The organism is Shewanella indica (assembly GCF_002836975.1).
Taxonomy (GTDB): Bacteria; Pseudomonadota; Gammaproteobacteria; order Enterobacterales; family Shewanellaceae; genus Shewanella; species Shewanella indica.
The window spans coordinates 55,322-78,085 of the sequence record NZ_NIJK01000040.1 but is presented as its reverse complement, the minus strand read 5'-3'; the positions used below and the strand labels follow the sequence as shown (position 1 = coordinate 78,085).

The window sequence follows — 22,764 nt, the reverse complement described above, 5'->3', positions numbered from 1 at the left end:
TGTGTCAGCGAATAATTCCTCGATTTGAGGAGGTCACAAAATCAACAAATGCTTGTACCTGCGGCTCTTTTGCGGCGTCTTCAGCCATAGCTGCGACGGCCTCTTCCAGAGTCAGGCTGCTGCGGTACAGGGTCTTGTAAGCCCGGCGCAGCGCTTGCTGGGTCTCTTTGGAAAAACCGCGGCGCTTCATGCCTTCCATATTCAGACCCCGGGGAATGGCCGCCTGGCCAGAGGCCATCACGAAAGGAGGCACATCCTGCAGCACCAAAGAGCAACCTGCAGTAAAGGCATGGGCACCAATGTGCACAAACTGGTGCACTCCTGTCATACCGCCGAGAATAGCCCAGTCACCCACATGGCAATGACCGGCAATAGAGGCGTTGTTGGCCATGATCACATTGTCGCCCACCACGCAGTCGTGAGCGATATGTACATAGGCCATAAACAGGTTGTTGGAGCCGATACGGGTCTCGCTGTTGTCCTGCACTGTGCCACGGTGAATGGTGACAGATTCACGGATGATATTGTTATCACCCATGATAAGCCGGGTAGGTTCACCGGCATATTTCTTGTCCTGGCAATCTTCACCAACTGAGGCAAACTGAAAAATCCGGTTGCCCTTGCCAATGATGCTGGGTCCCTTGATAACCACATGGGAACTAATCCAGCAATCATCGCCGATCTCCACATCCGGTCCTATATAACTCCAGGGACCGATAGTAACATTCTTACCTATCTTGGCGTCGGGGTGAACGAAAGCTAATTTATCTATCACTTGCTAATCTCTCTGCGGGCACACATGATTTCGGCTGAACACACCAGCTCACCATCCACTTTGGCCTCGCCGTAGAAAACGCCAATCCCGCGGCGTTCCTTGATCATCTTCACTTCAAAGTGCAGCTGATCACCTGGCTCAACAACCCGTTTGAAACGAGCATTGTCGATACCGGCAAAATAATACAACACGTCCGGAGACGGCTTGTCGCTCATGGTCTTGAACGCCAACAAGCCGGTGGCCTGCGCCATGGCTTCCAGAATGAGCACGCCAGGCATAACCGGCTGCACAGGGAAGTGTCCCTGAAAGAAAGGCTCATTGATGGTAACGTTCTTGATCGCATGCAGAGTCTCACCCGGAGTAAAATCCAGTACTCTATCGATCAACAAAAATGGATACCTGTGTGGCAGGTAAGCCAAAATCTCTTTGATATCCATTGTATTTAATTGATTAGACACGAACTCGTTTCCTCATGCCGCTTAACACACAGCGGTATTAATCTTGGGGTTTAACGGTTTTTTCCAGGGTCTTGACCCGCTGGAACAGCTCGTCCAATTGACGGAAGCGAACCGTATTTTTACGCCACAGCCTGTTGGGCATGGCCACAGTGGCGGAGGAGTATACCCCAGGTTCACGAACATCGTTAGTAATGTTGGTGCTGCCAGTGACATGCACCCCATCGGTAATGCTCAGATGACCGGAAATCGCGCAATTGCCACCAATGATACAATGTTTACCTATAGTCACGCTGCCTGCCAGCACAGTGCAGCCGGCAATCGCAGTGTTGGCTCCAATAATATCGTTATGGGCCACTTGCACCTGGTTGTCGAGGATCACACCATCATGAATTTCAGTATGGTCGATTGCGCCGCGATCTATGGTAGTACCGGCACCAATCTCCACTCTGTCACCTATGCGCACGCCGCCGGTTTGAGGGATTTTGATCCACTGACCGCGTTCGTTGGCATAACCGAAACCATCAGAGCCGATAATCGCCCCCGAGTGAACGATACAGTTTTGCCCCATATGCACATTGTGATAGACGGTGACATTGGCCCACAGGCGACTGCCTGAGCCTATGATGACATCCTGACCAACCACAGTACCGGCACCTATCTGAACGTTTTCGCCCAAAATACTGTTGGCACCTATTACCGCATTAGCGCCAACCGCAACGCCCTCACCCAGTTTGGCACTGGGATGAATTTGCGCCGAGGGATGGATATCCTCTGCGGCGGCCGGCGTACTGTCCAGCAATTGCGCGACTCTGGCGAAACCGACATAAGGGTCATTGAGCACCAAGGCGTTACCGGCAAAACCGTCCAACTCTTTAGGCGAGATCAATACCGCACCAGCCTGAGTCTGCTCCAGCTGGCTACGGTATTTGGTGTTGGCCAGAAAGGTGATCTGATCCGGCCGCGCCTTTTCGAGTGTCGCCACCGAGGAGACAGTCACACTGTCATCCCCGCGAACTTCAGCCCCTAGTAGCTGGCCAAGCTCTTTCAACGAAAAAGACTTCATCGATTTACTGGCCTTTGCTCAAGGCTTCAACCACTTTGGAACTGATGTCGGCAGCAGGCTTAACATAAACCACGGCGCCGCGTTGCAGTACCATGTCGTACTTCTCTTTTTCAGCTATGGTATTAATAGCCTTCTGCACCTTTACCAGCAGTTTGTTTTGTTCTTCGCCCTGACGACGACGCAGATCTTCATCCAACGCCTTACCTTTGAGCTGATAGTCAGCCTTCAGAGATTCCATTTTACGAACCAGTTCGGTCTTTTGCGCTTCGCTCATCAGCGCGGCATCACGCTGCTGCTTTTCCAGCAAACCACGAAGGTCTTCCTGCAATTTCTGAACTTCGGCCATACGATCACCGAACTCAGTCTTGAGTGCGTTGCTGATCTGCTCACGTTGTGGCAGTTGTTCAAACACAGCGCCCATATCGACAACCGCCAGTTTCTCAGCTTGGGCAGCCAGAGGAGCCCCCATCAACATCAGCGTCATCAGTGCGCCGTTTACCATTTTTTTCAAAGTCAGACTCCTTGTTTTTCTTCAGCAATGCTTGCCGAGTTTATGTAATTTAGAAAGTTTTGCCAATATTGAACGAGAAGATCTCGGTCTCGTCATCGTCGTATTCCTTAACGGGCCAGGCCAGGCTGAACACCATGGGACCCATGGGCGACAGCCATTGCAGGCTAAGGCCCCAGGAGGCACGGATACGGCTCGGATCACTGTAATCGGCCAACTTGGAAAACTCATCCGCCGGCAAGAAACGATAGGAGTCATAATCAAACTCCGTATCCCAGACGTTACCCGCATCGATAAAGAAGCTGGTACGTACTGAGTTGCTATAGGCCTCATCCAGGAAAGGAGTCGGCACAATCAACTCCATGCTGGCCGTAGCGATGGCGTTACCACCGATAGAACGACCTGAGCTGATGTAAACTTGGTTGGGATCGCCCGGCAAGCTACAGCCTTCACCATCCGGATTGGGTCCACAAGAATCGCTGCCACGATACAGATAGAAGGCTCTGGGCCCCACTGAGTTGGACTTGAAGCCACGCAGTGAGCTGGAGCCACCTGAGTAGTAGTTTTCCCAGAACGGCAGGATCTGGTCGTTGTCATTGAAACCACCATAACCGTTGCCATAACCCAGACGGGCACGGGTCAAGAGCACAAACTTATGGCTACGGGTGAGCGGCCAATAGAAGTTGGTATCAAAGTCAGTCTTGAAGTACTGCAGATCCGAACCTGGAACCGTGATCTTACCACTCAAACGCTGGGATGAACCGTCGGTTGGGAAGGTTCCGCGGTTGAGGGTGCTGCGATACCAACCCAGGCTAAGTTCGAAGTTATCGAAGCTCAAGTCAGAGTTGGGATCCTCGTTGTCACGATAGATGTTATAGAAGCGGATCGCCTGCTCATAACTGGAAATCTCAGAAATGGTGTTATGACGATAGCCTATGCCGCCGTTGAGTCTGTTGTACTCGTTGATGGGGAAACCACTGTTAAGCGCAACACCATAGGAGCTGTTCTTATAGCGTTCAAGGTTAGCCTCATTAGCATCGAACTCGTTCCAGTAGATGCTGCCACCCAGGCTGACCCCATCTTTGGTGAAATAAGGATCGGTATACGACAGGTTGACGTTCTTGGAGTACTTGTTGGTATTCAGGTTAATCCCGGCCTGGTTGCCCGTACCGAGGAAGTTGGACTGCTGAACCCCGAACTGCAGGCTCATGCCTGACTCGGTACCATAACCTATACCAGCGTTAAAGGAGCCTGATGGCTGCTCTTTCACCTTGAAGGCCACATCCACCAAGTCGTCTGTGCCCGGCACCTGCACGGTTTCAGTATCGACAGTTTCAAAGTAACCCAGACGGTTGAGTCGTGCCTTGGATTGCTCGACCAAGGCCGAGTTCAACCAGGCTCCTTCCATCTGTCTCAGCTCACGGCGCATTACTTCATCTTTGGTTACTGTGTTACCGGTGAAGTTGATGGCGCGGACATAAACACGCTTGCCGGGCTTAACGTTAACATTCAGGGTCACTTCCTTGGTTTCATCATCTATCTCAGGGAAAGTCTTCACCTCTGGATAGGCGTAACCGAAGCGGCCCAGATACTTACTGTACATCTCTTCGGTAAAGGTCACATCTGCGCCGTTGTATTGCTCACCGGCCTTGATAGGCAAGATACCCTTGAGCAACTCTTCACGACCCATGAGTTCACCGGTCAGGTTGACTTCCTTGACCTTGTACTGCTCGCCTTCATCGACGTTAATGGTGATGTAAAGGCCCTTACGATCCGGCGTCATCGCCACCTGAGTCGAGGTCACCTTGAAACGGATATAACCATTATTGTGGTAGTGGGTCTTGATGGTCTCAAGGTCGGCCTGCAGTTTTTGTTTCTGATAACGGCGCTCGCCGAACAGATCCCACCAGGCTACATAGTCTTTGAGCTCCAGCATGCCGATAAGGTCGGCATCGCTGAAGCGCTCGTTACCCACTATGTTAATCTGACGGATTTCGGCCGCCAGACCTTCGGTAAACTTAAACTTAAGTTCTACCCGGTTACGAGGCAGGTTGATCACCTGGGCCTCTACCTTGGCACCGTATTTACCCACGCCGTAGTAGAAGTCCTGCAGGCCCTTCTCAATACCCGAGAGCATGGTGCGGTCGAGGGCTTCGCCCACCTTCACACCACTGCCGTCCAGGCTTTCCTGCAGTTGCTCGTCTTTGATGTCCTTGTTACCGTCGAAGGTCACGGCACTGATGGTCGGTCTTTCACGTACCGACACTATCAGCACCCCACCATCGCGGGACACCTGAACATTTTCAAAGTTACTGGAGGCATACAGGCTCTTTATCGCCTGTTGCAACTTGAGTTGGTCGACTGTGTCACCCACTTTGACAGGCAAACTCAGCAAGGCCGCACCGAGTGCCACTCGTTGCAAACCTTCAACTTGGATGTCGGTCACTTCAAAAGGCTGGAAAGACTCTGCCCAACCATTCCCTGAAAACGACGCGCCGACTAATAACATCGAGGCAAAAAGTTTATTCAATCGCATAGCGCACTTCTAATTATTTGTCTGTCCTTGCTCAGAGTCGGGCAAAATCATTGAAAAGGGCAATGCTCATCAACATCAGCAGCAACGCCGCCCCAAATCTGAATCCAATTTCCTGTACCCGTTCGGATACAGGCTTACCTGTTATTACTTCCACCAAGTAATACATCAAGTGTCCCCCGTCCAGCACTGGCAACGGCAAGAGATTAATAATGCCGAGGTTTACGCTTATCAGGGCGAGGAACCCGAGAAAATATACCAACCCTATGTTGGCGCTGTTACCTGCCCCCTGAGCGATGGAGATGGGGCCGCTCAAATTTTTAACCGAAACATCACCGGTAAACAACTTGGCGATCATCTTAAAGCTGACGACTACAAGTTGCCATGTTTTATCTGCCGCCACCGAAATGGATTCAAGCGGGCCATACTGCAGATCCAGCAGCATATTGTCCGGCCACTTGGGGGCTTTGGGCGCCAGGCCGATGACACCTTCCATTTCGCCATTGGCACCCTTGCGGCTGTCCGGGATCAGAGTGAAAGTCTGTTGTTCACCACTGCGCTTAACCGTCAGTTGCAACGGCTTACCGGCTGATACTTTAATTTGTCCGACAAAGGTTTGCCAGTCGCTGTATGCCTCACCATTGACGGCCACCAGAATATCACCGGCCTTGACCCCGGCCTTGGCGGCCGCACCGCCCTCGGTAACCGTCTCCACTTCAGGGATCACATCCGGGCGGAAGATATCCAGCCCCAGCGTACTGAAGGGGGATTCTTTTTCCGGATCGAAACGCCAGTTGCGGATATCCAACTGATAAGTACGCCCGGAAGGCTCAAGACCATCGTCAGGCTGAGATATCTGGTCGAGCGGCCTCAGGGTCAAGCTCATACTGTCATCGCCGATATGACCGACCAGTGCCAGGTTCACTTCTTCCCAGGTGCGTACCTTTTGCCCGGAAACCGCCACTATCTGCTGAGGGCCATCTATCTGCATCACGGCCGCAGGCGAGCCGGGTCTGACATCGCTGATCACCGGCTTGAGTGAAGGCACGCCGATGAGATACATAATATAGAGCGCGAAAATGGCAAAGATAAAGTTGGCTATCGGCCCGGCAGCGACTATCGCGATACGCGCCCAGACACTCTTGCGATTAAAGGCCTGCTCTTTAAGCTCCTCGGGTACATCCTCGACCCGCTCGTCGAGCATTTTGACATAGCCCCCAAGCGGGATCATGGCTATCACATATTCGGTGCCATCTTTGCCGAGGCGACGCCAAATCGCCTTACCAAAGCCGATAGAGAAACGCTCCACCTTGACACCACAGCGCCTGGCTACCCAAAAGTGGCCATATTCATGGGCGGTGATCAGTATCCCCAAGGCGACGATAAAAGCGCCCAGGTTCCATAAAAAATCAAACATCAGACCTTATTTTCCTCACTTGCATCCGGCGATAGCTTCCTCGGCATACTGACGACTTTGGCCGTCCAATGCCAGAATATCCGCTATGGAATTTAAAGGCGATTGCGGCACACGGGCCAAACAGGCTTCATTGACCCGGGCGATATCGGTAAAGCCAATTTCCCCTTTAAGGAAGCTGGCAACGGCCATTTCATTGGCTGCGTTGATCACTGTGGTCGCCTCCTGCCCCGAAGCACTGGCAGTCATTGCCAACTCAAGGCATGGATAACGGGCAAAATCCGGCTCACAGAAGCTCAATTGTCCGACTTTGAAAAAGTCCAAAGGTTCAACCCCTGAAACAATTCTCTCCGGATAGGCCATACAATGAGCAATCGGAGTACGCATATCCGGATTACCGAGCTGCGCCAGCACGCTACCATCCTGATACTGCACCATGGAGTGAATCACACTCTGGGGGTGGATAACCACCTTGAGCTGCTCGGCACTGGCGTTGAAGAGCCAGCGCGCCTCTACATACTCAAGCCCTTTATTCATCATAGTCGCCGAATCGACAGAAATTTTAGGCCCCATAGACCAGTTGGGATGCTTGATAGCCTGGGCCGGTGTCACACTCGCCAAACTGGCAAGATCGGCGCTCAAAAATGGCCCACCAGAGCCGGTGAGCAGAATCGATGAAATGCCTGCGCCTTGAAGGTTGCAATAACCCAGCTGTTGCTGCACAGCTTCCGGCAGGCATTGGAAAATAGCGTTGTGCTCGCTGTCTACCGGCAGCAGAGTCGCGCCCGACTGGCGGGTGGCTTCCATAAACAAGCGCCCGGACATCACCAGCGCCTCTTTATTGGCCAGCAGCACCCGCTTACCGGCCTTGACTGCCGCCAGCGTTGGCAACATGCCGGCGGCGCCGACTATGGCCGCCATCACGGTATCGACCCGGCTGTGAGCCACCAGCTCAAGTAGTTCTGACTCGCCGCTGCTCACGCGGGTAGCAGAGGTGGCCCCCAAACGCTCGGCCAATAGCTTGGCAGCATTGGGGTCAACCATATGGGCAACTTCAGGTCGGTGGATCGTACACAACTCGGCCATCTTGTCGACATTGGTATTGGCCACCAACGCATAAACCTGATATGCCGCCGGGTTATGTTGGATCACACTGAGGGTACTGGCACCAATAGAACCAGTCGCTCCTAAAATCACCATGTTTTGCATAGCACTACATCCAGAATGCAATATAGATAAGGGTAAATACAGGCAAGGCTGCGGTCAGGCTATCGATGCGATCCAGCACACCGCCGTGACCGGGCAATATAGTGCCCGAGTCTTTGATTTTGGCGGCGCGCTTGAACATACTCTCGGACAGATCGCCGAGCGCCGAGGCCAAAGCGGTAAATAGGGTCACGGCTATCAGCAGTCCAAGCTCCTGCTCTGGAGAGAAATAGCAAACACCGGCCACCACCACCATGGTGGTCAACAGGCCACCAAGTAAACCTTCCAGAGTCTTGGCCGGGCTGACGTTGGGCATAAGTTTAATCCGCCCCAGCGCCTTACCGGCAAAGTAGGCGCCTGAATCGGCGGCCCATACGGTCAGCATCACCAAGAAAACCAAGATACCGCCAAAATAAGGGTCAGCAGGACTGCTGAGCGCCTTGAGCGCGATCAGGGAAGCGAAACAAGGAAGCAAAGTCAACTGACCAAACATAGACTTGAGCATGGGACTGCCCTGCCAGAGTTTGGCACTGCGGGGATAGGAGATCACCAGCACCAAAGAGAATAGCCACCAGCAGGCGCCGATAAGAATGATGGCCAGCATGATGGGGTGTAACTGACCTCTGGACCAGACGGCATCGGTCGGTACCAGGAGGTTAATCGCCACCAATACTATCGCCAGGGTAGCGGTAAAACTCCATTGAGTGACCTCACAACGGCTGTCGATAATACGGCCCCACTCTTTCGCCGCAATCAGAAATACCGCCACCAAGGCCCATGAAAAATAACTCGCCGGGAGCAAAAAAATGGCCCCCATAACCAGTGGGATTAACCAAATTGCTGTTATTATTCGTTGTTTTAGCAAAAAATGTCCCTCGTAAGATGTTATTCGCTGCGTATTTCTTCTATCTGACTTCCGGTCAGACCGAAACGACGCTGGCGGCTGGCAAAAGTCGCCACAGCCTGGCGAAATGCCTGCTCATCAAAATCTGGCCAAAGGGTGTCGGTAAAGACCAACTCGGCATAAGCCGCCTGCCAGAGAATAAAATTACTGATGCGGTAATCCCCGCCCGTACGGATCATTAAATCAACTTCATGTTGATTTTGCATGCACAAATGCGCTGCCAGGGCCTCTTCACTGAACTGACTGCTGGTCATTTCACCGGATTCGACTTTTTCTGCCAGTTTGCGGGCGGCCTGCATTATGTCCCAGCGGCCACCATAATTAGCGGCGACATTAAGGGTCAGCTCTGAGTTGGCAGCGGTTTTCTCTTCGGCGGCACGGATCTGTTTTTGCAGTCTCTCGGAAAAACGACTGGTATCCCCAATAATATTCAACCGGACACCATTTTGGTGCAGCAGCTTGATTTCCCGACGCAGCACGGTAAAAAATAGCTCCATCAACAGGCTGACTTCCTGATCCGGACGACGCCAGTTCTCACTGGAAAACGCGAACAGGGTCAATGAACGTACCCCGAGCTGCCTTGCTGTACTCACGGCCCGGCGCACGGCTTTGACTCCGGCCTTATGCCCAAAAACCCTGGCTTTACCCTGGGCCTGAGCCCAACGGCCGTTACCATCCATAATGATAGCCACATGCTGCGGGATAGACTGTTTTACCAGCTCTGAAAGCTGCTCAGGTAAGCACTCTGAAGTCTGGCAGTCACCTGTGCTGGTTGGAGTCGTAGGATCGGCTTCCATATTGGATGACATCTGAATAAACAACCCTTATAAATAGACAAACGCCGCGTAGTATACCCCTACACGGCGCATCAACTCTAGTTTAGCGAGTCAATATCAGACTTCCATCAATTCCGCTTCTTTCGCGGCCAACAGTTCGTCTATCTTCTTGATATGTACGTCAGTTATCTTTTGTACTTCATCTTCGCTGCGGCGTACATCGTCCTCGGTACACTCTTTGTCCTTCTCCAGGTTCTTCACCGCAGAGTTGGCATCACGACGAACGTTACGCACGGCGATACGACCGTTTTCAGCCTCGGCACGCACCACTTTAACCAGATCACGGCGGCGCTCTTCGGTCAGAGCCGGCAGAGGGATACGGATAGTGGCACCGGCAGACATAGGGTTCAGGCCCAAATCTGAGCTCATGATCGCCTTTTCTACTGCCTGGATCATGCTACGGTCGAACACGTTAACCGCCAGAGTGCGGCTGTCTTCAACTGAAATATTACCCACCTGCTTGAGCGGGGTCATGGTGCCGTAGTAAGACACCTGGATAGAATCCAGCAGTGCGGGGTGAGCACGGCCGGTACGCACCTTGGCCATTTGTGCCTTGGTGGCTTCCACACACTTGTCCATACGAACCTGTGCATCTTCTTTAATCGCATCAATCACGTTAAATGTCCTTTTTGCAATCAGTCGGTTATTTCGTTTTGATCAGCGTGCCTTCGGCTTCTTCACCCATGATAACCCGGCGCAGCGCACCTGGCTTATTCATATTGAAGACCAATATAGGCATGTCGTGGTCACGGGCCATGGTGAAAGCAGCCAGATCCATGACTTTCAATTCTTTATCCAGAACTTCATTGTAACTCAGTTCATCGTATTTGACGGCTTCAGGGTTCTTCATAGGATCATCTGAATATACGCCATCAACTTTAGTGCCTTTTAGCACGACTTCTGCTTCAATTTCAATCCCTCTCAGGCAAGCAGCAGAGTCTGTGGTACAGAATGGGTTACCGGTACCGGCAGCAAAAATCACCACGCGCCCGGACTTGAGCAAGCTGATAGCTTCGGCCCAATTGTATCTATCGCACACGCCATTGAGCGGAATAGCAGACATCAGACGGGCATTAACATAGGCACGGTGCAGCGCATCACGCATCGCCAGACCATTCATCACTGTCGCCAGCATACCCATGTGATCGCCCACCACGCGGTTCATACCGGCCTTGGCCAGCCCTTCACCACGGAACAGGTTTCCGCCACCGATGACCACGCCAACCTGAATGCCGAGCTCAACCAGCTCCTTAATCTCCTGGGCCATACGATCCAGTACCTTGGGATCGATACCGAAGCCTTCTTCGCCCATCAGGGCTTCGCCACTCAGTTTCAGCAGAATACGTCGAAATGCAGGTTTTGGGTTGGTGCTCATCTTTTTCTGTCCTGGTCATAACAAGACCGCAGCGGCTGCTGCGGTCTTGGGAGGGTTAAGAATTGGCGATTAAGCCTTCTTGGAAGCAGCGATTTGGGCAGCTACTTCAGAAGCAAAATCTTCTTCTTTCTTCTCGATACCTTCACCCACTTCCAAGCGGATGAAGTTAGTCACAGTGGCGCCTTTCTCTTTCAGAACTTCGCCAACAGTTTTCTTTGGCTCCATGATGAATGGTTGACCAGTCAGAGAAACCTCACCGGTGAACTTCTTCATGCGGCCGGCAACCATCTTCTCAGCGATTTCCTGAGGCTTGCCTTCGTTCATAGCGATTTCAACTTGAACGGAACGCTCTTTCTCAACCACTTCAGCTGGAACGTCTTCTGGGTTAACGTACTCAGGCTTAGAGGCAGCAACGTGCATTGCAATGTGCTTCAGCGTTTCTTCATCGGCTTCACCGGTAACAACAACACCGATGCGATCGCCGTGACGATAGAAAGCCATCTTGTCACCGTCGATGTACTCAACGCGACGAACATTGATGTTTTCACCGATTTTGGCAACCAGGGCAACACGTGCTTCTTCGAACTGGGCTTTCAGATCTTCAACAGTCACTTTGGCAGCAGCGGCAGCGTCCAGAACTTCGTTGGCGAAAGCCAGGAAGTTGGAGTCTTTTGCTACGAAGTCAGTCTGGCAGTTAACTTCAACCAGAGCAGTGTAACCAGCACCGTTTTTGATCAGGATAGTACCTTCGGCAGCGATGTTACCGGCTTTCTTGGCCGCTTTAGCCGCGCCGCTCTTACGCATGTTATCGATTGCAGCTTCGATATCACCGTTAGTTTCGGTCAGGGCTTTTTTACAATCCATCATGCCTGCGCCAGTACGGTCGCGCAGTTCTTTAACCAGGGCAGCAGTAATTGCCATTGTTAAATCCTCAATTGATAATTCGACAAATTTAACCTATTGATAAGTAGGTATAAAACAGGGGCCATATGGCCCCTGTTAACCAATCATATCTCTTGGTTAATAAGGGTGATGTACTAGCATCGCACCTTATTATTCAGCTTCGATGAAACCGTCTTCTTCAGCTTGAACAGCCAGGTCCTGACCACGGCCAGCTTTGGCAGCAGCAGCTACAGACTCAGCATACAAACGGATTGCACGCATAGCGTCGTCGTTACCAGGAATGATGTAGTCAACGCCATCTGGAGCAGAGTTGGTATCTACTACGGCAACAACTGGGATACCCAGGTTGTTGGCTTCTTTGATAGCGATGTGTTCATGGTCGGCACCGATAACGAAAATGGCGTCTGGCAGACCGCCCATGTTCTTGATACCACCCAGAGACTTCTCAAGCTTTTCCAGCTCACGGGTACGCATCAGCGCTTCTTTCTTGGTCAGCTTGTCGAAAGTACCGTCAACAGACTGGGTTTCCAGATCTTTCAGGCGCTTGATTGACTGACGAACGGTTTTCCAGTTGGTCAGCATACCGCCGAGCCAGCGCTTGTCCACGTAGAACTGCTCGCAAGATACGGCAGCTTCTTTGATGGCTTCACTGGCAGCGCGCTTGGTGCCTACGAACAGGATTTTACCTTTCTTGGAAGCAATGTTGCTGATGAAAGCCAGAGCTTCATTGAACATTGGCACAGTGTGCTCGAGGTTGATGATGTGTACACCGTTGCGAGCACCGAAGATGAAAGGCTTCATCTTAGGGTTCCAGTAACGGGTTTGGTGACCGAAGTGTACACCGGCCTGGAGCATATCGCGCATTGAAACTGTAGTCATTTTCTATACCTTAATTTAAGGGGTTAGACCTCCACGCATCCCATGTCTTCGACCCTTTGGTCAAGCCGCGGGCACCCCGAAGAATGTGTCGATACGTGTGTGATTTAGTATTTGAGTTAAATGCCATGTATAATGGCCGCCATCTTTACTCTTACCTGCCGACAAAATGGGTTCCCCCATCAAAGGCAGCCGACTTGAAGCTAATTCGAACTCATAGAGTCGTCAACTCAAAGTCACTTAGAGTCAAACATAACGGCGCGCTTTATACCATAAATCGCCGGCAAACACAAACTTTTTACCGCTCTCATGTCGGCCTTAAACTCAGTTCAAAGCCGCGTCAGTAGCGTTATTTTACCGTTTCACAAACAAGGTGAATTGGCCTTGGCCAAGGCACTCGTTATTAAGAGAAAGCCCCATGAGTATAGTCATCAAGACAGCAGAAGAAATTGAGAAAATGCGCGCCGCCGGCAAGCTGGCCGCCAATGTGTTGGAAATGATAGCCCCACACGTCAAGGTCGGGGTCAGTACCAACGAACTCAACGATATCTGCGCCAAGTACACCGAAGAACAGGGCGCCATCTCCGCGCCGCTCAATTACCACGGTTTTCCCAAGTCCATCTGCACCTCTATCAATGAGGTGATCTGCCACGGTATTCCCAGTGATCGCGTGCTCAAGGACGGCGATATCCTTAACATTGATATCACAGTTATCAAGGACGGTTATCACGGCGACACTTCCAAAATGTTCCTGATCGGTGATGTCAGCCCGAAAGATCGCCGCCTGTGCCGTATCGCCCAGGAGAGCCTCTACGCCGCCATCCGTAAAGTTCGCCCCGGCATGCAGCTGGGCGAGATTGGTACCACAGTTGAGAAGTTTATCAAGGCCAGCAAGTCAGGCCTGGACAAATATTCAATCGTGCAGGATTACTGCGGTCACGGTATCGGCGCAGGCTTCCACGAAGAACCACAGGTGGTGCATTACAGAAACAACGACAAGACCATATTGCGCCCCGGCATGTGCTTTACCATTGAGCCGATGATCAACGCCGGTCGCCACACTTCTGTACTGAATAAGGATGACGGCTGGACTGTCACCACCTCAGATGGTAAAAATTCAGCTCAGTGGGAACATACTCTGTTAATCACCGAAACCGGCGTAGAAGTTCTGACGCTGCGCGCCGAGGAAGATTTCCCGAGGATCATCAATCACGCCAAATAAGGCGTCACCCAAGGAATAGAATGAGCACAGCGCTGGCAGCCAAAACGGCACTTTGTGAGCAGAATCAAGCCCTGTTTGACAGGTTTACCTCGCGAGAAAAGATAGTCGAACTGGTTACCAGCCGCTGTCGCTTTGTCGATAAGCAGCTGATTGAACAATGGCAGGCCGAAGGCTTGGATGCTTATCCCATCGCTCTTATCGCCGTCGGCGGCTATGGCCGCGGTGAGCTGCATCCCTACTCGGACATAGATCTGCTGTTTCTGGTGGATGACAACCTGGACCCAGCAGCCGAGAGCAGGCTCAGTGCTTATATCGCCTTTCTCTGGGACGCTGGTCTTGAAATCGGTCACAGTGTCAGAACCTTGAAAGAAACCCTGCAACAGGGTCGACAAGACATCACCATAGCCACCAACCTATTGGAAGCCAGACTGCTTACCGGCCCGGAAATCCTGTTTGATACTCTCTACGACGCGATTCGCGAGCACCAATTCTGGCCCTCAAACGCGTTTTTCAATGCCAAGCGAGATGAACAGCGTGCCCGCCATGCCAGGGCCAACGCCTTCGATCTTGAGCCCAATATCAAGACCTGCCCCGGTGGCCTGAGGGATATTCAGACCATAGCCTGGGTCGCTATGCGCCACTTCGATGCCGCCAGACTTGAAGAACTGGTCGAGCATGGTTTTTTGCAGCAGGCCGAACTCGAAGAGTTGCTTGAGTGTCAGCACTTCCTCTGGGAGCTGAGATTTGCCCTGCACCTGGCATCGGGCCGCGACGAAAACCGTTTGCTGTTTGACTTGCAGCGTCAGGTAGCCGGCCTCATGGGTTACGAAGACGCTACCCAACTGGCGGTCGAGCAGATGATGAAGCACTATTACCGCACAGTGCGGCGGGTGATGGAGCTCAACGAGATGCTGCTGCAACTGTTCAAACGCGCCACCCTGGGACACACTCAGGCGCTGGAAATCCAGCCTATAGATGAACACTATCAGCGCCGCGGTCGCTTTATCGAGGCGCTGGACTTGGCGCTGTTTGACGATCCGGAAGAGATCGTCAGGCTGTTTTTGCATGTGGCCCGCAATTCCAACATTCAGGGAATTTACGCGCCAACCCTGAGGGCGCTGAGAAGAGCCAGACGCGCCCAGCCGCAACCTCTGATGGCCCGGGAGGGCTGCCGCAGAGTATTTATGGAAATTCTCCGTCATGCTCGCGGTATTGCCGCCCTGTCGCTAATGCACAAACACGGAGTGATGTCGGCTTATTTACCTGCCTGGCGCGCCATTGAAGGCCAGATGCAGTTTGACCTCTTCCACGCCTACACGGTAGATGAACACACTCACAGGCTGCTGCTCAATATCGACAAATTTGCCCAGGCAGAACAGAAAGAGGAATTCCCACTCGGCTCTGTGCTGATCAATCAATTGCCAAAAAAGGGGCTGCTGGTATTGGCGGCCATTTTCCACGACATCGCCAAAGGCCGCGGCGGCGATCACAGTAAGCTCGGCGCAGTCGATGCGCTGGAATTTTGCAAACTGCACGGTCTCAACGACCACGACGGCCGCTTGGTCAGCTGGTTGGTAGAAAATCATCTGTTGATGTCGATTGTCGCCCAGCGGCGGGATATTTCCGATCCGGAAGTGGTCGCCGACTTTGCCGATAAAGTTCGCGATGCGGTGCACCTGAGTTACCTCTACTGCCTGACGGTAGCCGATATCTGTGCCACCAATGAAAAAACCTGGAACAACTGGAAGGGCTCCCTGCTCAGGGATCTCTATTTTGCCACTCAGAGAGTGCTTGCCCGCGGTAAAGAAAAGCCGGTGGATATTCGTGCCCGGGTACGGGAGCATCAAGCTAAAGCCAAGAAAGAGTTGCTGCGGCGCGGCTTCAAGGAGAAGACTCTCGATCTACTGTGGCAGAGATTCAAGGCCGATTACTTTTTGCGTCATCAACCCAATCAAATCGCCTGGCACGCTGAGGCCATTCTAAAGCACAAGCAGGATGAACCGCTGGTAATGGTATCCAAACACACCACCCGTGGCGGCACAGAGCTGTTTGTCTACTGCCAGGACAAACCCAAGCTGTTTGCCACTGTGATGGCGGTGCTGGACAACAAGAATATCAATGTTCATGATGCCAACATCATGACATCCAAGGACAATTACGCTTTGGATACCTTTGTGATCCTCGAGCAGGACGGCAAGGCGGTTAGTCAGTTATCGCGGATACAAAGTATACGCAAGGCCCTTGGCAAAGCGCTCAGTGGCGAACAACCCAAGATCCCGCGCTTTCGCAAGTTGTCGCGCAAGATGAAACCTTTTAAAGTTCCGACTCAGGTCAGTTTTCTGCCTACCCGCCGCCATGGTACAAGTATGATGGAGCTGATAGCCTTGGATAGCCCAGGTCTGCTGGCCAAGATAGGTGAAACCTTCTATCGCTGTGATGTCACCCTGCTGGCGGCCAAGATCACCACGATAGGCGAGCGCGCTGAGGACTTTTTTATTCTACAAACCAATCAGGGACTGGCACTGGATGAAGCCCAGCAACACAGGCTGAAAGAGTCACTGATCAGTGCCCTGTCCCAATTCGGGACCCCAACAACCTAAGTAAACGGGAGAAACCAATGGAGGCTTTACGCCAACGTATTGAGGCGGCTTTTGAAGCTCGCGCACAGATAAGCCCAACCACAGTTGACGCCGAGCTGCGTGCCGACGTGGAACGAGTGATTGACATGCTGGACAGAGGCGAGGCCCGAGTGGCCGAGAAACTGGACGGCCAATGGCATGTGCACCAATGGCTCAAGAAAGCCGTTTTGCTGTCTTTCCGCATCTTCGACAATGGCGTAATCGACGGGGCCGAAACCAAGTATTTCGACAAGGTACCACAGAAGTTTGCCGACTATGATGAAGCGCGTTTTCGCGCCGAAGCCATACGTGTTGTGCCACCGGCTGCGGTGCGCAAAGGCTCTTTCATCGGTAAAAACACTGTGCTTATGCCCTCTTACGTTAACCTGGGCGCCTATGTGGATGAAGGCACCATGGTCGACACCTGGGCCACGGTTGGCTCCTGCGCGCAAATTGGTAAAAACGTGCATCTCTCCGGCGGTGTCGGCATCGGTGGCGTACTCGAGCCACTGCAGGCCGGCCCGACCATTATTGAAGACAATTGCTTTATCGGTGCCCGCTCTGAAATCGTTGAAGGAGTCGTGGTCGAGGAAGGCTCAGTGATCTCCATGGGGGTCTATATCGGCCAGAGCACCCGCATCTATGACCGCGAAACCGGCGAAATTCACTATGGCCGGGTTCCAGCAGGTTCTGTGGTGGTGTCAGGCACTCTGCCTTCCAACTGCGGCAAGTACAATCTTTATGCCGCCATCATAGTCAAGAAGGTAGACGAGAAGACCCGCGGGAAAGTGGGTATCAACGAACTGCTGCGAATGGTCGACTGACCCTTGCCCTCGGGAACTGACCTAGAGCAATAAACACTTTATTAGGTCAGTATCCCCATCTATGTGTCTGTCTGATCTGCCCATAAGGGCACAGGCAGACACATTTACTTACCAAGAGACAAACTTCCACACCTTGGGACACACCCTGCCCAAACAGCAACAACTGCTGACAGAAAGCCTCAATTCCATCGCTGGCAAATGCCGCTGCTGCGACTGTACTTAAATGGTACTTGAAGCATCCCGAAAAGGAGCAAGCCATGAACCTTTGCCAACGTACCCGCACCGGCGCAGTATTACTGGCTGTCGCCGGCCTGAGCTTCGGCTCTCTCAGTGCCCAGGCCGTAATGGATCCTTATATCGAGCAGGCCTTAATCCAGGTCTGTAAATCCAGTGCCAGCAACAGCATGATAGAGTTTTCCACCACCTTACGTGAATACCGGATCAATGAACAGCGAGTATTCCCTCGACTGGTATGCAATGGTGAGTCACTGCATCAATTTGCCATGAGTCATGGCGCCGATCGCACAGCCAAAAAGATTGGCCGCTTCCTGCCCGGCAAAGTGACCATTTCCGATATGGCCATGATCCCAGAAGAGGAAAAACTCTACGTGAGTTTCCGCTGAACTCACTGAGCCCAAAACACTCGGATTAAAATACCAAGGTTTTGTTGCCGTACACCACAACCTGTTCATTGAGTACCAGCGCCAGAGCCCGGCTGAGAACACTTTTTTCCACATCTCGGCCGGCTTTGGCCATATCTGCCGCGCTGTAACTGTGATCCACAGGGATAACATCCTGCTTAATGATGGGCCCCTCATCCAAACAGTTATTCACAAAGTGCGCCGTGGCCCCAATAATTTTCACCCCGCGCTCCCACGCCTGACGATAGGGATTGGCACCGATAAAGGCCGGCAGAAAGGAGTGATGAATATTGATAATCTTATTGGGATACTGCTCGACAAACTCTGGGGTAAGCACCCGCATATATTTGGCCAGTACCAGGTATTCAGGCTGATAGCCGGCGATAATCTCCAACATGGCACGCTCGTGGGCGCTGCGATCCAGCCCCTGATGGCTGACATGATGAAAAGGTACCTCAAACTTGGCAGCCAGCGGTGCCAGCGTATCGTAGTTGGCCACTATGGCGGCTATTTCCACATCGAGGGCACCATAGTAAGTTTTCATCAAGAGATCACCGAGGCAATGGGCCTCCTTGGTCGCCAACACCACTATGCGCTTGCGTCCGGCATCCACCAGTTTCATATGGTTTTGCTTGGGCAGAACTTCAGCCAATTCTTCTAACAGCTTAGCTTCATCGAACTCACCTTCAAGCTCGGTACGCATGAAAAAGCGCCCCTGCTGATTATCAACAAACTCGTTGTTTTTGATGATATTCAGTCTGTGCTGAAAGCATACCCCAGTAACTCTGGCGATAAGCCCATATTCATCGGCACAATCAATCATCAGTATTTTGCGTGGCATATCGGCTCCGATTACAGCATTAAAGTTTGAATATGCCACAGTCTCGCCACTGGCGCGCTTAAAATTTATTCATCAAAAGCAGCTCGTTATCTCCGGCTTGTCTGGCGGCTGTCCAGATACTTTTGCAAAAGCCCTCTCAAGGTCTCGGCCTTGGTGCCAAACACCACCTGAACGCCCTGCCCCACCACTATTACGCCCTTGGCTCCCAATCCCAACAAGCGTGACTTGTCCACCAGCTCAGGACGTTCAACACTCAGGCGCAACCGGGTCATACAGGCGCTGAGGTTGCGGATATTGGCGGCGCCGCCGAGCGCGCCTATCATGGCCAGCAGATTGCCGCCCGAAGTGGTTTCCGGCTCCAGCCGCCCCGGCGTCTTAAGATTGAATGCCATGATGGAAGCCCGGAAAATCAGGTAATAGATGACTGCGGTCAAGGGGCCCAGGATCAGAAACCAACCGGCGTTGGCGGATTGATGCCACAAAAGGGCAAAATCCAACAAACCGTTGGAAAACACCAGCCCATAGTGAATGTCGAGCCAGATACAGACAGCATAAGCCAGCCCGGTCAGCAATGCGTGCACCAGATACAGCAAAGGCGCCACAAACAGGAAAGCAAACTCAATCGGCTCAGTTACCCCGGTGAGCCAACTGGTGGCCGCCGCCGACAGCATAATGCCGGCCAGCCGATTGCGTTCACTCTTGTCGGCACAGCGCCAAATCGCCAGGGCCGCCGCTGGCAGGCCCCACATTTTGATGAGATAGCCACCGGCCAGGTTGCCGGCCTGGGGATCGCCGGCGAGGTAGCGCGCCACTTCGCCTCTGAGCCATTGACCATCCTGATAATACTGCCCAAGCTCGAGATAGAAAGGCGCATTCCAGATATGGTGCAGTCCAAGCGGCAGCAAGAGGCGTTCCACCGTGCCATAGATGGCAAAGGCCAGCTGTGGCTTTTGATACACGGCCCAGTTGGAGAACACCTCAATATAGTGCGCCAAAGGTGGCCAGATAAGCGCCAGCAAATAGGCCAGCAACACCGCCAACGGCAGCATCAACAATGGCGCGCTGCGGCGTCCCTCAAAGAAGGAAAAGATAGCCGGCAAACGTAAATGACGACTCATGGCCATCGCCAAACAGGTCATTACCCCAAGCAACATGCCACCGGCTATACCTGTATCTATGGTTTCCACTCCGAGCCAAACCGAGGTGTGCACGGGGTTTTGCGAGGCCAGCAGCGATAAGCTTGAGTTGAATACCCCATAACCGAACGCAGCACTGAAGGCGGCAATCCCCTGATCACGGCAAAAGCCTATGGCAATCGCGATGGCAAACAACAACGGCATCATAGTGAAGATGAGATCGCCAGTAGTGGCAAACAGCTCATTGAGCGAAGGAGACAAAATACCTGTCGGCGTGCTGGCCAGGCCTTTCATCACTCCGGCAGCAGGCAGGATAGCTATGGGGACAAGCAGCGCCTGACTCAGGCGCTGAGCAAACTTAAACCAATGTTGTGAAAAGCCTTTCAGGCGCCCGCTTCTGTTTTCAGCAGGGGTAGCCAGTTGTTGAGCCATGCTTGAGCCTCGACCTCGGGTTCCATGGTTTCGCAGGCATCAATCTCCAAACGTTCACCGATACGTTTGGCGCCAAGCTCCGCAAACAGTTCATCCAATTGTTTACCTGCGCCGCAGAAGGTCTCATAACTCGAGTCTCCCAGGGCAATAACTCCGTACCTGAGCTCAGGCAAGTAGGGGGCCGTGTCTTTCAGTTCCAAAAACCAGGGCAAAATATCATCCGGAAGATCCCCTTGCCCGGTAGTGGAAGAAACCAGCAACAGATACTCATCGGCCGCCGGTATATATCCTTTAAGCTCATGACTTTGCCAAAGTTTAGCTTCAAAGCCATGAGTCTGGAGCTGCTTCTGGAGCGTCTCGGCAACAAACTGGGCATTACCATAGACAGTTCCAAACACCAGGTTCACTTTTTTCATGTTATACTCTGCACCTCGGAGTCAATACTCATTGTTCTCCACCATACTGTATCGTCTGCTTATGCTGCAAGCATAAGCATCAACAGACACCCAGCCGACACGCCATTGGCGATAAGGAAACGCAGCGATGCGACAGAGCAGCAGACAGAAACTTCAGAAGCAACATCAAAGGGCAACTCATGTTCGCCGTATGTGTTACTTTAGAGCCGCTCAACAAGACCAACACCATGCCCACTATCCACTCGACGCTTACCGTCCCTTGCTTGACATGATGCACAAGCGCACCAATAAAGACGAAACCTAAGGAAGGTGCGAACAAGTCCCATGTGTGCTCTGCGTCGGCTTACGGGTCTGGATGCAAGGCGTGGTTCGCAGCAAATGGCCCTAGTCCTTTGCAAGAAGCACAACATAGCAGGCAGGTCTGTAAGCCACGCCCTTCGGGGCTTTCACAGCAACCGGCTCTCTGCGTTATCCGACTTCGACAGGCCCCGGCATGCCTTCAGTCAGATGCCTTGAACGCCAATTGCTGTGCAAGCCAGAGTGCCACGAGGACTTATTCGCACCTTCCCTAAGCCAGCAGTAAACCGCTGTCTGACTCAAGCAGGGACTCATCCCAGCCCAGGCCATCGAACACTTGCTGCCATTCAGCCTCCGGCTCTGTCACTATAGTGACGGGTTCGCCTGTCTTTGGGTGAGTGAAGCTCAAGCTCTGAGCCAGCAACCATAAACGGTTGAGGCCGAAGTGTTCACGAAAGAAACGGTTTTGTTTGCCATCGCCGTGGGTGGTGTCACCTATGATGGGGTGACGCAGATGAGCCATATGCCTTCTGAGCTGATGCTTACGTCCGGTCAACGGCGAGAGGCGCATCAAGGCAAAACGACTGCTGGGGTACCGCCCTGACGGGAAAGGGATCTCGGCATTGAGCAACGGCGCATATTGAGTAATGGCATCCTGGGCTTCCTTGTTGCGGTCGGCATCTTTATCGGCCACGGCATCCAACTCCTCTTTGAGTGGATAGTCCAGCGTACCGGCTTGGTGCATATTACCGCGCACCAGGGCCAGATACTCCTTGCGCGTCTCGCGCCCGGCAAACTGCTGACACAGAAGAGCAGCAACTTCACTGCTTTTGGCAAACAACAAGACGCCCGAAGTAGGCCTATCCAACCTGTGCACCGGAAACACATGGCAACCCACCAGATCCCGGGTCAGCTGCATGGCGAAAAAACGCTCTTTTCGCGCCAGATAGGTTCTGTGCACCAGTAATCCCGCCGGTTTATGGATGGCAACCAGGTGTTCATCTTCATAGAGGATACGGATCTCGGGGCACTCTTCATCCACTGGTGTCAAAGATTGCTCCGAAATCTCGGCTTGAAGCTGGGTCTCATCTTGCTTGTTTGGTAAGGAGTTCATCCAAGGTTCTCAACAAAGTGATCAAATTACGATATGTGGGCGCTTCACCCCATACATGCTCGGCCATAGGCGCAGTTGCTATAGCTGATGGCAGCGGCATTTGTGCTTCTATCAGCGCGCGCATTTTCGGCAACAGAATAAACTGCAACCAGGCTTCAAACGCCATACTGTCACAGGCAAAGGGCGCCTGGCTGGCCATGGCAGTCGCGCCAGGAGCCGTTGCGCTCCACATTCCCAGCGCTTTCAATTCGACCTCTATGGCCAACAGGAGTTTTTCAGTCGCCAGAAAAGGCATCTGTTACCTCATAGATCCAAAACAATAAATTGGCGTCAATCATACCATCGGGCCAAGCTTATCCCTATAATGCACCG

The 22,764-nt window shown here is 52.6% G+C and carries 23 protein-coding genes; 5 read left to right on the top strand and 18 right to left on the bottom strand.

What is annotated here, in order from left to right; genetic code table 11:
• Positions 1 to 4 precede the first annotated feature (4 nt).
• From lpxA to rpsB, 13 genes are all read right to left on the bottom strand, one after another.
• Positions 5 to 775 carry an acyl-ACP--UDP-N-acetylglucosamine O-acyltransferase gene (lpxA, locus tag CX650_RS13965; protein WP_039034782.1) on the bottom strand — a complete coding sequence of 257 codons (771 nt, stop codon included), beginning with the start codon at positions 773 to 775 and terminating at the stop codon, positions 5 to 7.
• Positions 772 to 1,233, bottom strand: a complete 462-nt coding sequence (gene fabZ / locus CX650_RS13960; RefSeq protein WP_025010987.1) for a 3-hydroxyacyl-ACP dehydratase FabZ — start codon at positions 1,231 to 1,233, stop codon at positions 772 to 774. The genes lpxA and fabZ overlap by 4 nt, the downstream gene beginning before the upstream one ends.
• 37 nt (positions 1,234 to 1,270) lie before the next feature.
• A complete protein-coding gene (gene lpxD, locus CX650_RS13955) occupies positions 1,271 to 2,296 on the bottom strand; it encodes a UDP-3-O-(3-hydroxymyristoyl)glucosamine N-acyltransferase (RefSeq protein ID WP_039034781.1) in 1,026 nt (341 codons plus the stop codon).
• 4 nt (positions 2,297 to 2,300) lie between these two features.
• Positions 2,301 to 2,798, bottom strand: a complete 498-nt coding sequence (locus CX650_RS13950; RefSeq protein WP_039034800.1) for an OmpH/Skp family outer membrane protein — start codon at positions 2,796 to 2,798, stop codon at positions 2,301 to 2,303.
• A 58-nt stretch (positions 2,799 to 2,856) separates the two neighbouring features.
• Complete coding sequence (gene bamA / locus CX650_RS13945; protein ID WP_101096143.1) at positions 2,857 to 5,340, bottom strand: outer membrane protein assembly factor BamA; 2,484 nt, start codon at positions 5,338 to 5,340, stop codon at positions 2,857 to 2,859.
• 31 nt (positions 5,341 to 5,371) lie between these two features.
• Positions 5,372 to 6,754, bottom strand: coding sequence for a sigma E protease regulator RseP (gene rseP, locus CX650_RS13940; protein ID WP_101096142.1), 1,383 nt, complete (start codon positions 6,752 to 6,754; stop codon positions 5,372 to 5,374).
• Between the two features lie 15 nt (positions 6,755 to 6,769).
• On the bottom strand, positions 6,770 to 7,960 hold the full coding sequence (gene ispC, locus CX650_RS13935; protein WP_101096141.1) for a 1-deoxy-D-xylulose-5-phosphate reductoisomerase: 1,191 nt from the start codon (positions 7,958 to 7,960) through the stop codon (positions 6,770 to 6,772).
• A gap of 4 nt (positions 7,961 to 7,964) precedes the next feature.
• Positions 7,965 to 8,822: a phosphatidate cytidylyltransferase gene (locus CX650_RS13930; RefSeq protein WP_039034777.1), complete on the bottom strand. Its 858-nt coding sequence runs from the start codon at positions 8,820 to 8,822 to the stop codon at positions 7,965 to 7,967.
• A 20-nt stretch (positions 8,823 to 8,842) separates the two neighbouring features.
• Complete coding sequence (gene uppS / locus CX650_RS13925; RefSeq protein WP_039034776.1) at positions 8,843 to 9,670, bottom strand: polyprenyl diphosphate synthase; 828 nt, start codon at positions 9,668 to 9,670, stop codon at positions 8,843 to 8,845.
• Between the two features lie 84 nt (positions 9,671 to 9,754).
• Positions 9,755 to 10,312, bottom strand: a complete 558-nt coding sequence (gene frr / locus CX650_RS13920) for a ribosome recycling factor (RefSeq protein ID WP_039034775.1) — start codon at positions 10,310 to 10,312, stop codon at positions 9,755 to 9,757.
• A 28-nt stretch (positions 10,313 to 10,340) separates the two neighbouring features.
• A complete protein-coding gene (gene pyrH, locus CX650_RS13915) occupies positions 10,341 to 11,072 on the bottom strand; it encodes a UMP kinase (RefSeq protein ID WP_039034774.1) in 732 nt (243 codons plus the stop codon).
• Positions 11,073 to 11,141: 69 nt separating this feature from the next.
• A complete protein-coding gene (gene tsf / locus CX650_RS13910) occupies positions 11,142 to 11,993 on the bottom strand; it encodes a translation elongation factor Ts (protein WP_028779851.1) in 852 nt (283 codons plus the stop codon).
• A 132-nt stretch (positions 11,994 to 12,125) separates the two neighbouring features.
• A complete protein-coding gene (gene rpsB / locus CX650_RS13905; protein WP_025010979.1) occupies positions 12,126 to 12,854 on the bottom strand; it encodes a 30S ribosomal protein S2 in 729 nt (242 codons plus the stop codon).
• A gap of 415 nt (positions 12,855 to 13,269) precedes the next feature.
• Between rpsB and map the strand changes: the two genes are divergently transcribed.
• From map to CX650_RS13885, 4 genes are all read left to right on the top strand, one after another.
• Positions 13,270 to 14,073, top strand: a complete 804-nt coding sequence (gene map, locus CX650_RS13900) for a type I methionyl aminopeptidase (protein WP_039034773.1) — start codon at positions 13,270 to 13,272, stop codon at positions 14,071 to 14,073.
• Between the two features lie 20 nt (positions 14,074 to 14,093).
• On the top strand, positions 14,094 to 16,673 hold the full coding sequence (gene glnD, locus CX650_RS13895; RefSeq protein WP_101096140.1) for a bifunctional uridylyltransferase/uridylyl-removing protein GlnD: 2,580 nt from the start codon (positions 14,094 to 14,096) through the stop codon (positions 16,671 to 16,673).
• A gap of 17 nt (positions 16,674 to 16,690) precedes the next feature.
• Positions 16,691 to 17,515, top strand: coding sequence for a 2,3,4,5-tetrahydropyridine-2,6-dicarboxylate N-succinyltransferase (gene dapD, locus CX650_RS13890; RefSeq protein WP_062793846.1), 825 nt, complete (start codon positions 16,691 to 16,693; stop codon positions 17,513 to 17,515).
• Positions 17,516 to 17,772: 257 nt separating this feature from the next.
• Positions 17,773 to 18,138, top strand: coding sequence for a DUF3718 domain-containing protein (locus CX650_RS13885; protein ID WP_101096139.1), 366 nt, complete (start codon positions 17,773 to 17,775; stop codon positions 18,136 to 18,138).
• 25 nt (positions 18,139 to 18,163) lie between these two features.
• Here the strand turns inward: CX650_RS13885 and purU are convergent, their stop codons facing one another.
• The 3 genes from purU to CX650_RS13870 all read right to left on the bottom strand — a co-directional run bounded on the left by purU (position 18,164) and on the right by CX650_RS13870 (position 20,981).
• Positions 18,164 to 18,997, bottom strand: a complete 834-nt coding sequence (gene purU / locus CX650_RS13880) for a formyltetrahydrofolate deformylase (RefSeq protein ID WP_101096138.1) — start codon at positions 18,995 to 18,997, stop codon at positions 18,164 to 18,166.
• Between the two features lie 86 nt (positions 18,998 to 19,083).
• Positions 19,084 to 20,565 carry a PTS transporter subunit EIIC gene (locus tag CX650_RS13875; RefSeq protein ID WP_071477056.1) on the bottom strand — a complete coding sequence of 494 codons (1,482 nt, stop codon included), beginning with the start codon at positions 20,563 to 20,565 and terminating at the stop codon, positions 19,084 to 19,086.
• Positions 20,517 to 20,981 carry a flavodoxin gene (locus CX650_RS13870; RefSeq protein ID WP_101096169.1) on the bottom strand — a complete coding sequence of 155 codons (465 nt, stop codon included), beginning with the start codon at positions 20,979 to 20,981 and terminating at the stop codon, positions 20,517 to 20,519. Before CX650_RS13870 ends, CX650_RS13875 begins: the two co-directional genes overlap by 49 nt.
• 127 nt (positions 20,982 to 21,108) lie before the next feature.
• On the opposite strand from CX650_RS13870, the gene CX650_RS20070 reads away from it, so the two are divergent.
• Positions 21,109 to 21,285 (top strand): hypothetical protein, encoded by a 177-nt coding sequence (locus CX650_RS20070; RefSeq protein WP_096142632.1) that lies wholly within the window; start codon positions 21,109 to 21,111, stop codon positions 21,283 to 21,285.
• A 264-nt stretch (positions 21,286 to 21,549) separates the two neighbouring features.
• Here the strand turns inward: CX650_RS20070 and truC are convergent, their stop codons facing one another.
• Together truC and CX650_RS13860 are read right to left on the bottom strand one after the other, a co-directional pair.
• Positions 21,550 to 22,392 (bottom strand): tRNA pseudouridine(65) synthase TruC, encoded by an 843-nt coding sequence (truC, locus tag CX650_RS13865; protein ID WP_101096137.1) that lies wholly within the window; start codon positions 22,390 to 22,392, stop codon positions 21,550 to 21,552.
• Positions 22,364 to 22,687 carry a YqcC family protein gene (locus CX650_RS13860; protein ID WP_101096136.1) on the bottom strand — a complete coding sequence of 108 codons (324 nt, stop codon included), beginning with the start codon at positions 22,685 to 22,687 and terminating at the stop codon, positions 22,364 to 22,366. The genes truC and CX650_RS13860 overlap by 29 nt, the downstream gene beginning before the upstream one ends.
• Positions 22,688 to 22,764 lie beyond the last annotated feature (77 nt).

Excerpts from the sequence above, each read along its gene's own strand:
- dapD (WP_062793846.1), top strand. The coding sequence starts at position 16,691 with ATGGAGGCTTTACGCCAACGTATTGAGGCGGCTTTTGAAGCTCGCGCA.
- truC (WP_101096137.1), bottom strand. The coding sequence starts at position 22,392 with ATGAACTCCTTACCAAACAAGCAAGATGAGACCCAGCTTCAAGCCGAG.
- pyrH (WP_039034774.1), bottom strand. The coding sequence starts at position 11,072 with ATGAGCACCAACCCAAAACCTGCATTTCGACGTATTCTGCTGAAACTG.
- CX650_RS13885 (WP_101096139.1), top strand. The coding sequence starts at position 17,773 with ATGAACCTTTGCCAACGTACCCGCACCGGCGCAGTATTACTGGCTGTC.
- glnD (WP_101096140.1), top strand. The coding sequence starts at position 14,094 with ATGAGCACAGCGCTGGCAGCCAAAACGGCACTTTGTGAGCAGAATCAA.
- CX650_RS13875 (WP_071477056.1), bottom strand. The coding sequence starts at position 20,565 with ATGGCTCAACAACTGGCTACCCCTGCTGAAAACAGAAGCGGGCGCCTG.
- rpsB (WP_025010979.1), bottom strand. The coding sequence starts at position 12,854 with ATGACTACAGTTTCAATGCGCGATATGCTCCAGGCCGGTGTACACTTC.
- map (WP_039034773.1), top strand. The coding sequence starts at position 13,270 with ATGAGTATAGTCATCAAGACAGCAGAAGAAATTGAGAAAATGCGCGCC.
- CX650_RS20070 (WP_096142632.1), top strand. The coding sequence starts at position 21,109 with ATGCGACAGAGCAGCAGACAGAAACTTCAGAAGCAACATCAAAGGGCA.
- rseP (WP_101096142.1), bottom strand. The coding sequence starts at position 6,754 with ATGTTTGATTTTTTATGGAACCTGGGCGCTTTTATCGTCGCCTTGGGG.
- CX650_RS13950 (WP_039034800.1), bottom strand. The coding sequence starts at position 2,798 with ATGGTAAACGGCGCACTGATGACGCTGATGTTGATGGGGGCTCCTCTG.
- uppS (WP_039034776.1), bottom strand. The coding sequence starts at position 9,670 with ATGTCATCCAATATGGAAGCCGATCCTACGACTCCAACCAGCACAGGT.
- purU (WP_101096138.1), bottom strand. The coding sequence starts at position 18,997 with ATGCCACGCAAAATACTGATGATTGATTGTGCCGATGAATATGGGCTT.
- bamA (WP_101096143.1), bottom strand. The coding sequence starts at position 5,340 with ATGCGATTGAATAAACTTTTTGCCTCGATGTTATTAGTCGGCGCGTCG.
- lpxD (WP_039034781.1), bottom strand. The coding sequence starts at position 2,296 with ATGAAGTCTTTTTCGTTGAAAGAGCTTGGCCAGCTACTAGGGGCTGAA.
- CX650_RS13870 (WP_101096169.1), bottom strand. The coding sequence starts at position 20,981 with ATGAAAAAAGTGAACCTGGTGTTTGGAACTGTCTATGGTAATGCCCAG.
- CX650_RS13860 (WP_101096136.1), bottom strand. The coding sequence starts at position 22,687 with ATGCCTTTTCTGGCGACTGAAAAACTCCTGTTGGCCATAGAGGTCGAA.
- ispC (WP_101096141.1), bottom strand. The coding sequence starts at position 7,960 with ATGCAAAACATGGTGATTTTAGGAGCGACTGGTTCTATTGGTGCCAGT.
- tsf (WP_028779851.1), bottom strand. The coding sequence starts at position 11,993 with ATGGCAATTACTGCTGCCCTGGTTAAAGAACTGCGCGACCGTACTGGC.